General features: G+C 39.5%; 18 protein-coding genes. 3 read left to right on the forward strand and 15 right to left on the reverse strand.

Annotation, left to right across the window (positions count from 1 at the left end; all coding sequences use genetic code 11):
- Positions 1 to 231: 231 nt before the first annotated feature.
- From tsaD to MHB48_RS17655, 6 genes are all read right to left on the reverse strand, one after another.
- A complete protein-coding gene (gene tsaD / locus MHB48_RS17630) occupies positions 232 to 1,251 on the reverse strand; it encodes a tRNA (adenosine(37)-N6)-threonylcarbamoyltransferase complex transferase subunit TsaD (protein WP_342599181.1) in 1,020 nt (339 codons plus the stop codon).
- Positions 1,248 to 1,706, reverse strand: a complete 459-nt coding sequence (rimI, locus tag MHB48_RS17635; protein WP_342599182.1) for a ribosomal protein S18-alanine N-acetyltransferase — start codon at positions 1,704 to 1,706, stop codon at positions 1,248 to 1,250. The genes tsaD and rimI overlap by 4 nt, the downstream gene beginning before the upstream one ends.
- A complete protein-coding gene (gene tsaB / locus MHB48_RS17640; protein WP_342599183.1) occupies positions 1,696 to 2,382 on the reverse strand; it encodes a tRNA (adenosine(37)-N6)-threonylcarbamoyltransferase complex dimerization subunit type 1 TsaB in 687 nt (228 codons plus the stop codon). Before tsaB ends, rimI begins: the two co-directional genes overlap by 11 nt.
- On the reverse strand, positions 2,379 to 2,828 hold the full coding sequence (gene tsaE / locus MHB48_RS17645) for a tRNA (adenosine(37)-N6)-threonylcarbamoyltransferase complex ATPase subunit type 1 TsaE (protein WP_342599184.1): 450 nt from the start codon (positions 2,826 to 2,828) through the stop codon (positions 2,379 to 2,381). Before tsaE ends, tsaB begins: the two co-directional genes overlap by 4 nt.
- A 326-nt stretch (positions 2,829 to 3,154) precedes the next feature.
- A complete protein-coding gene (locus tag MHB48_RS17650; RefSeq protein ID WP_342599185.1) occupies positions 3,155 to 3,565 on the reverse strand; it encodes a YugN family protein in 411 nt (136 codons plus the stop codon).
- Between the two features lie 87 nt (positions 3,566 to 3,652).
- Positions 3,653 to 4,273, reverse strand: a complete 621-nt coding sequence (locus MHB48_RS17655; RefSeq protein WP_342599186.1) for a GDSL-type esterase/lipase family protein — start codon at positions 4,271 to 4,273, stop codon at positions 3,653 to 3,655.
- A gap of 111 nt (positions 4,274 to 4,384) precedes the next feature.
- Between MHB48_RS17655 and MHB48_RS17660 the strand changes: the two genes are divergently transcribed.
- On the forward strand, positions 4,385 to 5,431 hold the full coding sequence (locus MHB48_RS17660; RefSeq protein ID WP_342599187.1) for an acyltransferase family protein: 1,047 nt from the start codon (positions 4,385 to 4,387) through the stop codon (positions 5,429 to 5,431).
- A 639-nt stretch (positions 5,432 to 6,070) separates the two neighbouring features.
- On the opposite strand, the gene MHB48_RS17665 is transcribed toward MHB48_RS17660, so the two are convergent.
- The 5 genes from MHB48_RS17665 to MHB48_RS17685 all read right to left on the reverse strand — a co-directional run bounded on the left by MHB48_RS17665 (position 6,071) and on the right by MHB48_RS17685 (position 9,005).
- The gene (locus tag MHB48_RS17665) at positions 6,071 to 7,264 is read right to left on the reverse strand and encodes a thiolase family protein (protein WP_342599188.1); all 1,194 of its coding nucleotides are present in this window, start codon (positions 7,262 to 7,264) and stop codon (positions 6,071 to 6,073) included.
- Between the two features lie 89 nt (positions 7,265 to 7,353).
- Positions 7,354 to 7,506 (reverse strand): hypothetical protein, encoded by a 153-nt coding sequence (locus tag MHB48_RS17670; RefSeq protein ID WP_342599189.1) that lies wholly within the window; start codon positions 7,504 to 7,506, stop codon positions 7,354 to 7,356.
- A gap of 9 nt (positions 7,507 to 7,515) precedes the next feature.
- A complete protein-coding gene (locus MHB48_RS17675) occupies positions 7,516 to 8,154 on the reverse strand; it encodes a 3-oxoacid CoA-transferase subunit B (protein WP_342599190.1) in 639 nt (212 codons plus the stop codon).
- The gene (locus MHB48_RS17680; RefSeq protein ID WP_340923805.1) at positions 8,151 to 8,837 is read right to left on the reverse strand and encodes a CoA transferase subunit A; all 687 of its coding nucleotides are present in this window, start codon (positions 8,835 to 8,837) and stop codon (positions 8,151 to 8,153) included. Before MHB48_RS17680 ends, MHB48_RS17675 begins: the two co-directional genes overlap by 4 nt.
- Positions 8,838 to 8,849: 12 nt before the next feature.
- Positions 8,850 to 9,005 carry a hypothetical protein gene (locus tag MHB48_RS17685; RefSeq protein WP_342599191.1) on the reverse strand — a complete coding sequence of 52 codons (156 nt, stop codon included), beginning with the start codon at positions 9,003 to 9,005 and terminating at the stop codon, positions 8,850 to 8,852.
- Between the two features lie 493 nt (positions 9,006 to 9,498).
- Between MHB48_RS17685 and MHB48_RS17690 the strand changes: the two genes are divergently transcribed.
- Positions 9,499 to 10,305: an IclR family transcriptional regulator C-terminal domain-containing protein gene (locus MHB48_RS17690; RefSeq protein ID WP_342599192.1), complete on the forward strand. Its 807-nt coding sequence runs from the start codon at positions 9,499 to 9,501 to the stop codon at positions 10,303 to 10,305.
- Between the two features lie 355 nt (positions 10,306 to 10,660).
- Here MHB48_RS17690 and MHB48_RS17695 read toward each other — a convergent pair whose 3' ends face one another.
- The 3 genes from MHB48_RS17695 to MHB48_RS17705 form a co-directional block, all read right to left on the reverse strand.
- Entirely contained in the window at positions 10,661 to 11,452 is a 792-nt protein-coding gene (locus tag MHB48_RS17695) for a 3D domain-containing protein (RefSeq protein ID WP_342599193.1), read from the reverse strand.
- A gap of 222 nt (positions 11,453 to 11,674) precedes the next feature.
- Entirely contained in the window at positions 11,675 to 11,995 is a 321-nt protein-coding gene (locus tag MHB48_RS17700) for a hypothetical protein (protein WP_342599194.1), read from the reverse strand.
- A 162-nt stretch (positions 11,996 to 12,157) separates the two neighbouring features.
- Positions 12,158 to 12,781: a CoA pyrophosphatase gene (locus MHB48_RS17705; protein WP_342599195.1), complete on the reverse strand. Its 624-nt coding sequence runs from the start codon at positions 12,779 to 12,781 to the stop codon at positions 12,158 to 12,160.
- 297 nt (positions 12,782 to 13,078) lie between these two features.
- Between MHB48_RS17705 and MHB48_RS17710 the strand changes: the two genes are divergently transcribed.
- The gene (locus MHB48_RS17710; RefSeq protein WP_340923822.1) at positions 13,079 to 13,663 is read left to right on the forward strand and encodes a Crp/Fnr family transcriptional regulator; all 585 of its coding nucleotides are present in this window, start codon (positions 13,079 to 13,081) and stop codon (positions 13,661 to 13,663) included.
- A 7-nt stretch (positions 13,664 to 13,670) separates the two neighbouring features.
- Here the strand turns inward: MHB48_RS17710 and MHB48_RS17715 are convergent, their stop codons facing one another.
- Complete coding sequence (locus MHB48_RS17715; RefSeq protein ID WP_342601422.1) at positions 13,671 to 14,387, reverse strand: DUF4386 domain-containing protein; 717 nt, start codon at positions 14,385 to 14,387, stop codon at positions 13,671 to 13,673.
- Positions 14,388 to 14,603 lie beyond the last annotated feature (216 nt).

Here is a 14,603-nt window from a genome sequence, read left to right on the forward strand (position 1 = left end):
GTATAAATACCGTAATACCAACATATCAACAGGTTTATCCACATTGTCCACAGATTCAAATCTTAGTTTTCCACATAATTGTTTGTAAAGCAGACACAATATATTGAAATTTCACAAGTTACCAACAGGTTATGCACAAATTGTGCATAAGTACGAATGTTCTCTCTTGACAACTTTAAAAAAACCATTTTAAAAAATCCTCTTTTCTTGTCGAAGAAAAGAGGATTTCGTTTATTTCCAGCTATTTAATTCCAAACCTGGTCGAGCATTCATCGACATATCGCCTGTTTTACCTGTCGAAAACTTGGAGCTACCTGCCGCAGCAATCATCGCTGCATTGTCTGTGCACAATTTTATTGGTGGCACATAAAATGGAATATTTTCTTTTGCAAATGTTTCTTCTAGTGATTGACGAAGTCCTTTATTCGCAGCAACACCACCTGCGGCAATGACTTGCTTCACATTAAACTCACGTGCAGCTCTTAATGTTTTAGCTGTTAATACTTCAATCACGCTTTCCTGGAAGCCTGCTGCTAAATGGTTGGGATTGATTGCTTCCCCTCGCTGCTCCGCATTATGCTGATAATTAATAACCGCTGATTTTAAGCCACTAAAGCTGAAATCATACGAACCTTCTTCGAGCCAAGCTCTTGGAAATGGCACAGCTCCATCACTTTCGTTTGCTAACCGGTCGATATGTGGACCACCTGGATACGGCAAATTCAACACTCGCGCTACTTTATCGTATGCTTCACCTGCTGCGTCATCTCGCGTTTCTCCGATTAATTCAAATTGCCCGTCCTCTTTCATTAAGACTAGTTCCGTATGTCCTCCTGAAACTACTAACGCAAGAAGTGGAAATTCCATCGACTGCACTAGTGCATTGGCGTAAATATGCCCGGCAATATGATGGACACCAACAAGTGGAAGCCCGTGTGCAAACGTAAATGCTTTTGCGGCATTTATTCCGATTAAAAGTGCACCTACAAGTCCTGGTCCTTCTGTTACTGCTACTGCATCCAGATCCTGTGGCGTCATATTCGCTTGCTTCAACGCCTCTTCGATCACTATCGTAATTTGCTCCACATGATGTCTTGAAGCAATTTCTGGTACAACTCCACCGAAACGTTTATGACTTTCGATTTGAGAAGCGACCACATTGGAAATGATTTCGCGGCCATTTTTCACGATGGAAGCTGCCGTTTCATCACAGCTCGTTTCTATTCCTAATATATATTGATCTTTTGTCATTTAAATTCCACCCACATCACAAGAGCATCCTCCTGCGTATCTGTATAATAGTTTTTTCGTATGCCGCCGTCTTGGAAGCCTAATTTATAATACAAGTTTTTCGCTATGTCATTCGTCACACGTACTTCCAACGTCATGAGCACCACTTTGTGCTCAAGCACGATGCGAATTGCCTCACGCATCAAGCCTTCACCGATTTTGTGTCCTCGCATACGCTCTGCAACCGCTACATTTGTTATATGACTTTCATCCATTACAAGCCACATACCGCAGTAGCCAACGATTTCCTTTTCCTCTGTTTCCGCCACAATATAGTAGGCGTACAGATTAGTCGTCATTTCATGTTCAAATGCTTCTTTCGTCCAAGGAACCGTGAACGCTTCTTCTTCTATTAATAAGACTTGATCGATATCTTCCAGCGTCATTTTGCGATACGTAATTGTTTTAGTTTTCATTTTTCTTCTGCTCTTTCAACCAGTTCGCTTCTGCTTCCGTCACGCGTAAATACTCTGGCACGATTGCATGTACGTCTGTTGGTTCAGTCTTTTTCGCTAGATCAATTAACACAGCAGCACTTGGCAAAGAGAATCCTGCATCTGTTCGCTGCACTTTATCCCCAAGTACTTCTTTTATCTGCTCCCAATGTATCTCAACATCCGTTCCGACGAATAAAACCGGTTGCCCCATTCCATCCACTGTTTCCAGTAGCTCCACAAGCGACATATGCGCTTCCTTCACCACTTCCCCGTTCGTGTAAATTCCTGCAAACACATTTCCTCGGCGTGCATCCATAATGGCACAAACAATACCAGAGAAGTAGGGTGCGTTACCTGCTAAAACTTGCAGACTTGATACAGAAACAATTGGGATATTTAGTGTCCACGCAAGTGTCTTCCCAATCGTCACGCCAATTCGCACACCTGTGTAAGAACCAGGCCCGTTTGCAACTGCAATTGCATCCAGCTCATTCGGCTTAATATCCGCTTTTTTTAGTAGCTCTTCAATCGCAGGCATTGTCCCGATCGAATGCGTAATTTTAAGGGATGACTTGTACTCTGCAAGCACTTGTCCATCCCTCACAATAGCTATTGCAAGCGGTGTATTTGATGTATCTATTCCTAACCAAATCATGTAAAAAGCTCCTCGCATAATTGTTCATATCGTTCCCCAAAAGGCTCAAACGTAAACTTGCGCTTATCGTCTTCCAAGCGATGAATCTGAATCGCCAATCGCTCAGGTGGCAAATCGTCTTGTATTAAATGGGCCCACTCGATAATACTAACCGCGTCCCCGTAAAACAACTCGTCCCAACCTAAATCTTCCTCACTATTTGCTAGACGATATACATCTAAATGATTGAGAGATAATCTTCCTTCATATTGCTTTAATATCGTAAAGGTAGGGCTATTCACATTTCGTGTAATGCCAAGGCCCTTTGCCACACTTTTCGTAAAAGTTGTTTTGCCCGCTCCTAAGTCTCCCTCTAAAGTGAGCACATCTGAAGGCTGTAATTGATCTGCTAACTGTCGAGCAAGTAGTTCTGTTTCTTGCTCCGAATTAATGATTCGTTCATACATCGTCGGTCGCTATCCTTTCAAGTACAATTCTATTTGCTTCTATTATAAAGAAATACACGACGGAATGTAAGTATGCAGTACTTAAGGAGAATTTTCATGCGTTTAAAAAGAATAAATGTGGCCCATTTCCCTAGTAGTATTGAAAGCTGTATTAATTAAAATGGCTCTGCGCAGGAGTCCGCTGATTTTCGGCAAAAAAAAACAGCCTAATTTACAGAGCTATTAAAATAGTAGTTTTTCAACTAAACTCTTCCTTTATCCAACTATCCACAGCTAAAAGGCAAAAAAGATCACCTCGCCTCAAATTAGCGAAATGATCTTATTCATTACTGCACTAAACGAAGAACCTTTTTTACCGCTTCCTCTCCAGCGTGCTCCCATCTATTTTTATTTTCGATATGTCCGTCTTTATCAATTGGTTTTTGAAATTGATTAAATCCAGTAGAACTCATTAATGAGTTTTCATCATTATCCAAACCAATATTTATAACATGCTTGATGACATAAGGAGTTTGGAATTTAATATGTGCCTCAGACTGATCCAGTTCACCCTCCATCACAACGAAGGGAATTCGTAAATAGATGGTCTCTCCTTCTTCACGCCATAAGATAGAATCAAAGCTCCCTTTATGATATTCCCAATTACTACCTATTGAATAACCAAGACTAGCAATACGATCTTGCATATCACCAAAATAAGCCATTTTACCTTCTAATTCTGTTTGCAATTGTAACAAAGATACCCACTCCTTTTGATCTTGCTCCATCTTATACTTTCCAAAATTCGACGAGAAAATACAAACGAAGCACCCAAGAGGGGCAAATTAATCCGTGAAAAACACGCGTAGTAATCTTTGTAAGAATCCCTTATTTTTAGAAATAGTATTCATTTCTTCTATTTTATAAACAATTAAGCTCGTTAAAATGGCATATCCTGTTTCCCCAAAGTGTAGTCCATCATCTTTTTCTCCTTTTAAAAAGGTAGTATAATCTGGTTTGGAATAAATTTCAGAGAAAAAATCAATCAAGTGACTACCCGTTTCTCTCGCTACTTCTTCTACTGCTTGTGCGTATTTCTTTATCCGTTCATTCGATCTGTTCGGTTGAAGTGCCTCATCTACAGGAGCAGGGGTAATAAGAATTGTTTTTGCTGGACCAATTCGCTTCGTAAACTCATAGAGATTTTGTTTAAACGTCTCAAGATCTACCAATCTATGCGAAGCAGAATCGTTCGCTCCAAATAATATAGTCACGATATCCGGGTTTCTATTAAGTACGTCTGTTGTAAAACGTTCCTTTGCCTGTTCGGTTGTATTCCCTGAAATACCAGCGTTTATAAATTGATAGCCTTTCATTTCAGCGGAAAGCTTACTTGTCAAAATGGGAGAAGGATAGCCTTCTTTTCGCGCGGTGATACTGTCACCGAAGCATACTACTTTCATCATTTCATTTGCTCCTATCCTATATGGAAATAATTTATACTACCATATAGTTTATATTCACGTAATAATGGATAAACAAACATATAGCATTATGCACAATTTGGAGGGAATATTATGGCTCAAAAAAGATTAGCATGGGTGGATGTGACTAAGGGATTTTTAATGATCTTAGTTGTCATCGGTCATTATCCAGGTGAGTTGGATTTCCCACTGATAAAATATATTTACTGGTTTCATATGCCAGCTTTTTTCTTACTAAGCGGCATATTTTTTAAAGAAATGAAGGATAATGAAAGTGCAAATCCCACGATCAAAAAAAGATTTATGCAATTAATGGTACCATATGTATTTTTCCTTTTTGTCATCACAACCATACGTTATAGTATGGAGCTCGCAACAGGAAACTTCGACTTTTCTTGGTACCTACAGGACTTTTGGAAGCTCGTAATCGCTGGTCGCTTTGCGCGAGGCGCATATGGAGTCTTCTGGTTTGTAACAACGTTATTTTTTACTTATCTACTATTCTTGTGGATGACAAAGTATTTAAGTAGATTTAAACAAATTGCACTATTGGTGATTTTCTATTTAGTAGCTCATCTAGAAAGCATCTTCGCAATGCACGTCATAAGCGGCGCACCAGACAAAGCTGCGCAAACAATTCCAATGCTTTGGAATTTAGATGTTGTATTAATGGCCATCGTTTACTTTGCCCTTGGCTATTACGCGAAATCGATTTGGATGCACATAACGACAACTTGGCTACTTGGCTCGATCTTCGTTGTCCTTAGTGCGATTACTGCGGACAAAGTAGGAATATTGGATTATCATCTAAGTATGAAATTTTTACGTTACGATCACCTTGTACTCGACTTAATTATTCCCCTTGCCTTTATCATTGCCATTCTTGGTATTTTCCAAAGGCTAACGAAACTGCTGCCACTCGAGTGGTTAGCGCAAATCGAAAAACATTCGATTTCAATCATGTACTTGCATATTTTTACGGATATTATACTGAACGACTATTTCCATTACGGCATAATTGGATTTACAACATTAGGCGTAAGTATCCCAATTATAGCTTCCATCATCATTCAAAAACTAATACCGTACGGCAAATTCTTCCTCGGTGATGTCCGCGCGAAAAAACCAATACGGATCTAAGATGGACAGGCTAATAAAATTATAGAAAAACCGCCCCTTGTGAGATATCCACTACACCAAGGGGCGGTTTTTTACAATTATTGGCTCTCTGAGACCAATTGTCGACTAACCGAGACTAAATTAACTCTATCCGAGACCATTCTCTGCAAAACCAAGACCAATTCAAAAATTTCTTTGAAGAAGACAATATTCTCTCAAAGGTATGAAATTTTCTAATGAGTAGCATATTAATAAAAGAAAAAGAACACTTGTTCTCATTTGTGTTATAATAAAATGGCAGCAGGGTGGGCGGTGGTTACTTTCTTTAAGGCGGTGATGCCATTGACAATATACGAGACGATCAATTTGTTAATTCAGCTCAGCGCTGTCCTATTAGCAGCTTTTTCAATCGTTGTGACATTGATCATTTTCTTTATAAAAAAGAAATAACCGTCCCCTGAGCAAAAGGTCTGACGGTTATTTCCAACTTCGGGCCAACCGCTCTTTCTGCGGTCTGCAAATTGTAAGACTGGATATTGTCGTATCCAGTCTTTTTCATTGTATGTTTCTCATCTAATTATATACAGACTAGAAATTGTATTCAACTCATTCCTGGATTAGAGTTAACAATAGAAAAGGGAAGACCAATTTTACATAAAATCAAACCTGCATATTTTCCACAATTGTAGCGATTCCCATACCGCCGGCGATACACAAAGTGACTGCACCGTATTTCTTGCCAGTACGCTCTAACTCATGCACCAATTTCGTTAATAAAATCGCGCCTGTTGCACCGATCGGATGACCCATTGCAATGGCTCCTCCATTTGGATTCACTTTACTGTAGTCCAATCCTAGCTCGTTCACACATGCAACCGCTTGTGAAGCGAATGCTTCGTTTAGTTCCACTACGTCTAAATCTGCAATTGTTAAATCCGTCTGCTTCAATGCTTTTAACATAGCATATACAGGGCCCATTCCCATTAGTTCTGGTGAACAGCCTACAGAAGCTTGTGCAATTACGCGGGCTTTAGGTTTAAACCCACGCTTTAATGCTTCTTCTTCGGACATCACTAACAATGCAGCTGCTCCGTCATTACGACCACTCGCATTCCCAGCAGTTACGGTACCACCTTCTTTAAACACAGGTTTCAACGCTGCTAGCTTCTCCAAAGTCGTTTCGCGCGGATGCTCATCGACTTTAAACTCCACAATACCTTTACGCGTTTTCACTGGATAAGGAGCGATTTCCTTTTCGAAATACCCTTTTTCAATAGCAATTTTCGTTTTTTCCTGACTACTTAATGCAAATTCATCCTGTGCTTCACGCGAAATACCATACTTCACTGCCACATTTTCTGCAGTGATTCCCATATTTAACTCACCATATATTTCACGTGGCTGCGAACCTGGTTGACTAGCTGTATTCGGGTCTTTCAATGAAACATCGCCAGATTTCGTACCGAAACGTACACTATTTACATAGTAAGGTGCAGTACTCATCGACTCCGCTCCACCTGCAATAATAATGTCACTTAATCCAGTCTGAATTTGTTGCGTAGCTGAATTCACTGCTTGCACACCAGATCCACATTGACGATGAATCGTATAACCTGGTACTTCCACTGGAATTCCTGCGCGAAGCATCGCAACTCTTGCTACGTTCGATGCATCCGCACTTTGTTTTGCTTGACCTAAAATAACCTCTTCTACTAAACCTTTATCCAACTCTGTACGACGCAACAATTCCGAAATCACGTGAGCTCCAAGGAAATCCACTGTTTCATTTCCAATACTGCCCCCAAGTTTCCCAATTGCTGTACGCACTGCATCTACGATTACTACATTTTTCAACTCGTCATCTCCTAGCGTAATGCTTCACTTTTTCACGGTCGATTTCCATCCCAAAGCCTGGTCCATCCGGAATTACTACTCCAAAGTTTTTATACTTCATGAATAACGTCTTTGAACAATAAAGAACCGAAAATTTCCGTACCGAATTTCATTTCTGGAATCGTTTCATATAACTGCGCACAAATCGCCGTACCTAAACTAGACTCGATCATCGTTCCACCGTACAAACCGATACCAGCCACAACCCCTCTTTATTCGGTGAAATCAGCTTCCGTTTTCGCGCGTACTTCCTCTATCGTTGCACCTGGCATTAATTCCACCAGCTTCAATTGTTTATTTACCACTTCAAATACGGCTAACTCCGTGAAAATCATATCCACACTTCGAGTTGAGGTAATTGGATATGTGCACTCTTTCAAAATCTTACTACTGCCATCTTTTGACGTATGGCTCATCGTTACAAACACTTTTTTCGCACCAACTAATAAATCCATTGCACCGCCGACACCCATAATATTCTTACCAGGAACAGCCCAGTTCGCAATCACACCTGACTGCTCTACTTGAAGCGCACCAAGAATAGCAAAGTCTACATGTCCACCCCGAATCATCGCAAATGAATCGGAACTGTTAAAATAAGAGGCCCCTATTGCTTCCCCAACTGGTAGTTTACCTGCGTTCACAAGGTTCGGATCGATATCCGCTTCTTCCACATCCGTTACACCAAGCAATCCATTTTCCGTATGTAAGTAAATATCCGCTGCATCCATGTACTCCGCAACCAAAGTTGGAATACCTATTCCTAGGTTTACAATGCAAGGTCCTTCTAGCTCCTGAGCAACTCGCTTCGCAATAACATGCTGCATATCTGCTTTATTTAAAGTAGTCATTTATTCACAACTCCTTCCTTCGTCAACACTTGTTGCGCCTCGATGATTACATCCACATATAAAAACGGTGTTACGATTTCTTCCGGATTTAACTCACCAGGTTGAACAATTTCATCCACTTCCACAATTACTTTTTTCGCAGCAGTTGCCATGAGTGGATTGAAGTTACGTGCTGTTTTGTAATAAACGAGATTACCTAAAGTATCTGCTTTATGTGCACGAATCAATGCCACATCTGCACGAATCGCCTTTTCGAATATATACTTCACTCCATCGATTTCGCGTTCTTCTTTCCCTTTTGCAAGATCAGTTCCAACAGCAGTGGTCGTATAATAGCCACCTAAACCTGCTCCACCAGCACGTAACGATTCCGCCAATGTACCTTGAGGAAGCAACTCTAACTCGATTTCCCCTTTTTGATACTTGTCACCCACATCACGATTACTCGTAAAGTAAGAACCGATTCCTTTTTTAATCTTGTTTTGATTTAGCAAAATGCCTAGACCCTTCCCTGATTCTCCAAGGTTATTGCTGACAATCGTTAAATCCTTTACATCTTTTTCCGTTAATCCTTCAATCAATGAAAGCGGTGCTCCTATTAGCCCGAAGCCCCCTACTAACACCATATTTCCACTTTCTACACAGGATAGAGCATCCTGAATACTGTTTGTAATTTTAGACATATATGTCTCTCCTTATTTATTCGCTAGTTTTAATGAATCGCTAATTTCAAACCAAGAAGGAATTCCTGCAGTTAATATACAGATGTAGCCAACATCCGCTAAATCAGCCTCAGTAGCACCAACTGCTCTTGCTTTTTCAATCCAAGAAACCGCATCTGCTCCACGCAATTGAATAATGTTATTCCCAACATGTTTTTATGAGTACCAGTCAACCCATGAATCGCAATGACCGGACCTTTTTCTCCATGATAATCTGCTACTTGAATATCATTTCCGTTCACATTTACTTGATAAAAATCCATTCTTTCACCCCTTAAATATGTACACATTACGTACAGAATTACATTATACGTACATCATTTATTTCTATCATACCAAAATAATCGAAAAAGTCTAATAAAAAAAGCCGTCAAGATTTCCTCGACAGCTATAGAATTGAAAACTTATTCAGTTCGCATTACGAAGTTCAAATCAGTTCTTTTCTCATCCCTGTATTGCATTCATCATTCTGATAAAATCAGAAATGTAAACGCATTCATTTGTATATAAAAAAATTAAAACTTATGATCATGAACTTGCAAATCTAACTTTTTAAACGTACGATATACGTACATTATTATTTTATTTGTACAACTTCATCTTGCCATAGGGGGTTATTTCTTTGTCAACAGAAAAAATAGACAATTTCAAAGAATCAGGAGACTATATTCAATCCTTGGATCGCGGACTACAGGTGATTCAAGCTTTCTCTCAAAACAACCAGCTACTAACCGTTAGTCATGTATCTCAAATCACGGGGCTTAGCAGACCAACTGCCCGTAGAATTTTACTTACACTGGAGCACTTAGGCTTTGCCGAATCAACAAATGGCGTATTTTCCTTAACAGCTCGAACGCTCTCTCTTGGCTACGCCTATCTATCCTCCAATAATACGTGGAGCATCGCCCAAACGTTCATGCGTGATTTTGTCAATAAAACCGGTGAATCCTGCTCTATTTCGATTTTAGACGGCACGGATATTATTTATGTAGCACGCGTTTCCACCAAACGAATTATGTCCATCAATTTAGATGTTGGATCACGTTTACCAGCTTACGCAACATCTATGGGCCATGTACTACTAGCAAACCTGTCAAAAGACAAGTTAGAAGCTTACTTCCATACTACTCAGTTGGAAAGATTTACAGACAAAACAATTATTGATAAAAACCAATTAATCAATATATTAGAGGTTGTTCGCCAAAAACAATGGGGTGGCGTCGATCAACAGCTAGAGGAAGGGTTACGCTCCATCGCCGTTCCACTTCGAAATGCAAGCGGAAAAGTATTTGCAGCCATCAACTGCTCCGCCCATGCAGGAAGAATCACCAAAGAAGCACTACGGGAAGAATTATTACCTCTTCTACAAGAAACAGCTGAAAAAATCAGCGAAGCTATGGCCATAACAAATAATTCAAGATACGTGTGATCGAATAAAAAAACCAGGCTTGAAGCAATTTATCACTGCTTTTAGCCTGGATGTATTGGGTTATTAATTTGAAATAAATGGCTGAACGAGACCAATTTGTTAGGGACAGCAACCAGTTTCTATTAATCCGAGACCAAATGACTCTTAAACGCAACCATCTCCCTCGTAACCAAGACCAAATCGAATTATCCAATTAATATCGGCTCATGTGAGACCATGTACTACTCGAACAAGTGGACGTTTTTACAATTAATGGTACTTCGAGACCGTTTGTCCGCAAAGCAAGACCAATCCCTGTTAATCCGAGACCAATTAAATGAAAAGAGCCTATGCAATTATGCACAGACTCTCTCACCTAATTCAGCACTCTAATGATTACCTTTTTAACTCCCCATTCCATCGCACTCTCATGTGATGGAATGAATACATCGATTTTATTGCCTTTAATTGCTCCTCCTGTATCACCAGCAATTGCCTCTCCGTATCCTTCCACCCAAACCTTTGAACCAAGTGGAATAATATTTGGATCGACTGCAATTACTTTCTGATCTGGATTAGCGCGCAAATCAATGCCGTATGCTGTTGTCCCTGAACATCCTGCACAGTACGCTGTATAAGCCGTAGCCGTAACGAGCATCTCTGTTGAATCTTCGGTAGCTGGAGGGGCCTGACTTGAATCTTCTACAGAATCATCTGCAGGTGGAGGTGGCTGGATTGGTGAGGTTGTAGCTACCACCTTGTCTGAATCAAACTCCCTGAGCGGGATATCCTCTCCTCCCTCACCACTCACCACTAATTCTTCACCTGGATGAATGAGACTACCCGTAAGATCATTCCAACTCATAAGCGTTTCTAGTGGTACATTGTGCTCGAGTGCAATCCGATACAGATTATCTCCTTCAACCACCGTATACACTGTGGGCTCTCGCATAAACTCCAAAGCCTTCCTTAATTCAAAAGCGGTCAGGAAGTGTATATCAATTTCCCCAGAGCTATCTAAAATAGATTCTAAATAGTTTTCTGCAGTAGATGTAAAAGCTACATCTTCAGCAATTGTGGCGGCAGGTAAAATTTCAGCGGCATACGTTACTGAATTCGTTGAAAATGCTAAAAGGGCAATGACCAATAAAGTCTTAATTTTCAACATAAGGTTCCTCCTTTGCAAGTAATCTGTAAAATTCTCTCCAGTAATGCCCAAAAACTTTGAAAAACAAACATTCTAATAAAACAAAAAGAAGCCACCCTCTAAAACAAGTAAAATCTGTTTTAGAAAATGACCTCTCTATTTTAGTTTTCGAGATATGTAGAAGGGCAAAAAAATCCAGGTTAGAAACCACTTTCCCTGTTTCTAACCTGGATATACTATTTTTTATTTCCAATTCAAAGAATCTAAAAGGAACTGAAAGTTTGTCAAAAATGTACCCTTTCCTTCCTCTGTATGCAGTAGCTTAAAGTTAACGTCACTCATGAAATCCAAAACAGCCGGATCGTGATCCCAATTATTTTCGTATTGGTTTTTCAATTCCATATACCAATCATACTGATAGAGTTTACGCATATGACGTACTGCTCTGCGACTACGCTCTGAGGTCATTTCTTCTTTTTCTTCACCAAAAATCAAAAGTGATGCAAGACCTTTTAATAGTCCATTCACATAATGAAGAAATGTCGTGGATATTCTCGCTAACATACACCTTCCTCCTTGTAACATTTCCTACAGTATACGAGGCAAATAATAAAAAGGATTCCTATTTTTATAATTTTCAGAAATAAAATAAACTTAAGTAATGGATAAAATTTGCCGAATACGATTTATCGTTGGTTGAAATCCTCAAGGACTTTTAGGTCCTGTTTATCTCTGGCTTTTTATCGTCTCCACGAAATGCTTCAGCACTCTAGCGGTCAAACCCCAGATAGTGTAATCTTCGTAATCATAAAACCACTCTTCTATTGCACGTGGTCTCCATTGGTATTTGTCACCGTTGACGATTTTGTCGTAGGGGAAATCCATAGGGGGCATTGGTTGGACAGAGATTGTGTGCATATAGGGCTCATAGTTTAGTAGCCAGCTGATCGGGATGGTGAATACTTCTTCGACCTCTTGCTTGTTGAAATTTTGGATTTGATGGTGGTCGATCGTTGCTACAAATGGATAGACCACAAAGCTTGGCGAGGAAATGTAAGCACTCATTTGGCCAAGGACATGAATGCTTAATAGATCTACCCCTAATTCTTCATGCGTTTCTCGTATAGCCGCCTCCATTGGTGATGCATCAGTGGGATCTATTCGGCCACCTGGAAAACTGATGTCCCCTGGTTGTTTTCTCATCGTTAATGAACGCACCTCGAATAGAACATGCCATTCTCCATCCACTTCCACAAGCGGAATCAATACAGCGCAACGCAGCGCTGTGTCCTCCCCTATAAAAAGTGGTTGCCTATGATGTAACTCATTCTTCAGCTTATCCAAAAACATGAAATTTCCCCCGTTGCTAATTTTCTCTACTACTATCGTAACATTAATGTGGCTACGGTTGAAATGAAGTGGTGTAGTGGTCGCTTCTTCCAGGTGTTGCTTCTTTTACTTGAAACAAACATGATAATCACAATATTCACGTTTGTTCGAACTAACTGGAATGTTTCTTACACAGGGAAAGATTATTTCTTCTGTATCCAACCTCTTACAATACAATGCCTTTAATAATGAACATAATTCTCCATTATTAATTGTAGTATTATAAAGAGAAAGCGCCTGAGATGGAGGGAGAGCAAAATGAAAAGTATATTGTTTAAGTATATGTCTAAATTCACTTCGCTTACCGAAGAACAACAACAGGCAATCGCTAATGAAATAAAGATCGAGGAATTTAAAAAAGGAACAATCCTTCTTAGACAAGGAGACGTTCCCACTAAATGTTATTTTGTGCTAAAGGGGTGCATAAGGCAATATTCGGTAGATGAAAAAGGAAAGGAAGTAACGTCCAATTTTTACACAGAAGAACAGGCAGTTGCGGTTTTCAATAATCATAAACTAGATAAATCATCCGAATACACTTTTGCGTGTTTGGAAGACTCTGTATTGGTTGTAGGCGATTTAGCTATTGAACAGAACATGTATAACAAATATACGCAATTAGAAATAATGACACGAAAGATGATAGAGGAAAGCTTTGGTAAAGTACAAGAAGAATTTGCTACATTTATCGCCTCTACCCCTGAAGAACGTTTTAAGACGCTATTACTGAAACGACCTCAACTAATAGATCGTGTACCGCAACATCAATTGGCAAGCTATCTCGGAATTACTCCAGAGTCATTAAGCAGAATAAAGAAACGTGTAGATATAGATAGGAGGTGAGCGGAAGTCACGACTTAATCGTGACTCTTCCTCCTTTGAATAGCAGCCATAATCCAAAGCCTAATTCTCCTGCAATCATCGGTATATTAAAAATAAGTTCAATTGTTGTAATGATATGTTGTTCGATAAGTAATGTTTTGCCTAGGTGAATACCAATATAGCCTATTGCAGCAAGTACTAACAAGATAGAAATAATTTTAGGGATACTATTTGATTGGAAGGCAATCCACCCCACAACTAGTAGATGCACACCAAAAACAATTAATCCAATAGACCAAATCATTTCAAATGCTTCCAAGTATAACGCTATATTTACTTGAAGCTGATCAATTTTCAATAATGATAAATAGTCTGTATTATTTAAGAGCAGTAGCACAAAGACCTTGTTTAAAATGGCTATTCCCAATATAGCTGCATAAGTAAGACGAAGCCATGAAGCAAGCAATGCTAACTCCTGATTAACCGGCTTTAGGAAGATATAAAATGACCAGGCGACAATTACGTCAAGGATTAAGATAACAACCCAACCAATTATTTCAGCTTTGAACAGCATAATGGATGATGCGATATTATGATAGGTTGTGCTTATATCGCCAGATACGACAAGGCTACCATGGACATAACCATAAGAAAAGCCTGCAGCTAGGGCCATAATAATAAGCGATATACCGGAAGTAATAGCAGCTTTTCTTAAATTTGTTAAGTTCTTTTGTGAGCTAATAATAAAATCCCCCCTATTCTTGTATTAATTTTATTGTAATAGGACAGTTAAGATGATTCATTGACTTAAATCAAGACTGGATGTTTTTACGAAAGAAAAATTTATGCTCGGGCAGAAGGATTTTGATGCGGCGCGCTATGAAGCTTTAATGAAGAGGAGATAGGAAAATAAAATTTGTTTGTCCCTTTGTAGCAAATAAACATGAATCATTTTTGCACA

The sequence above is a fragment of the Psychrobacillus sp. FSL H8-0483 genome, assembly GCF_038637725.1.
Classification (GTDB): Bacteria; Bacillota; Bacilli; order Bacillales_A; family Planococcaceae; genus Psychrobacillus.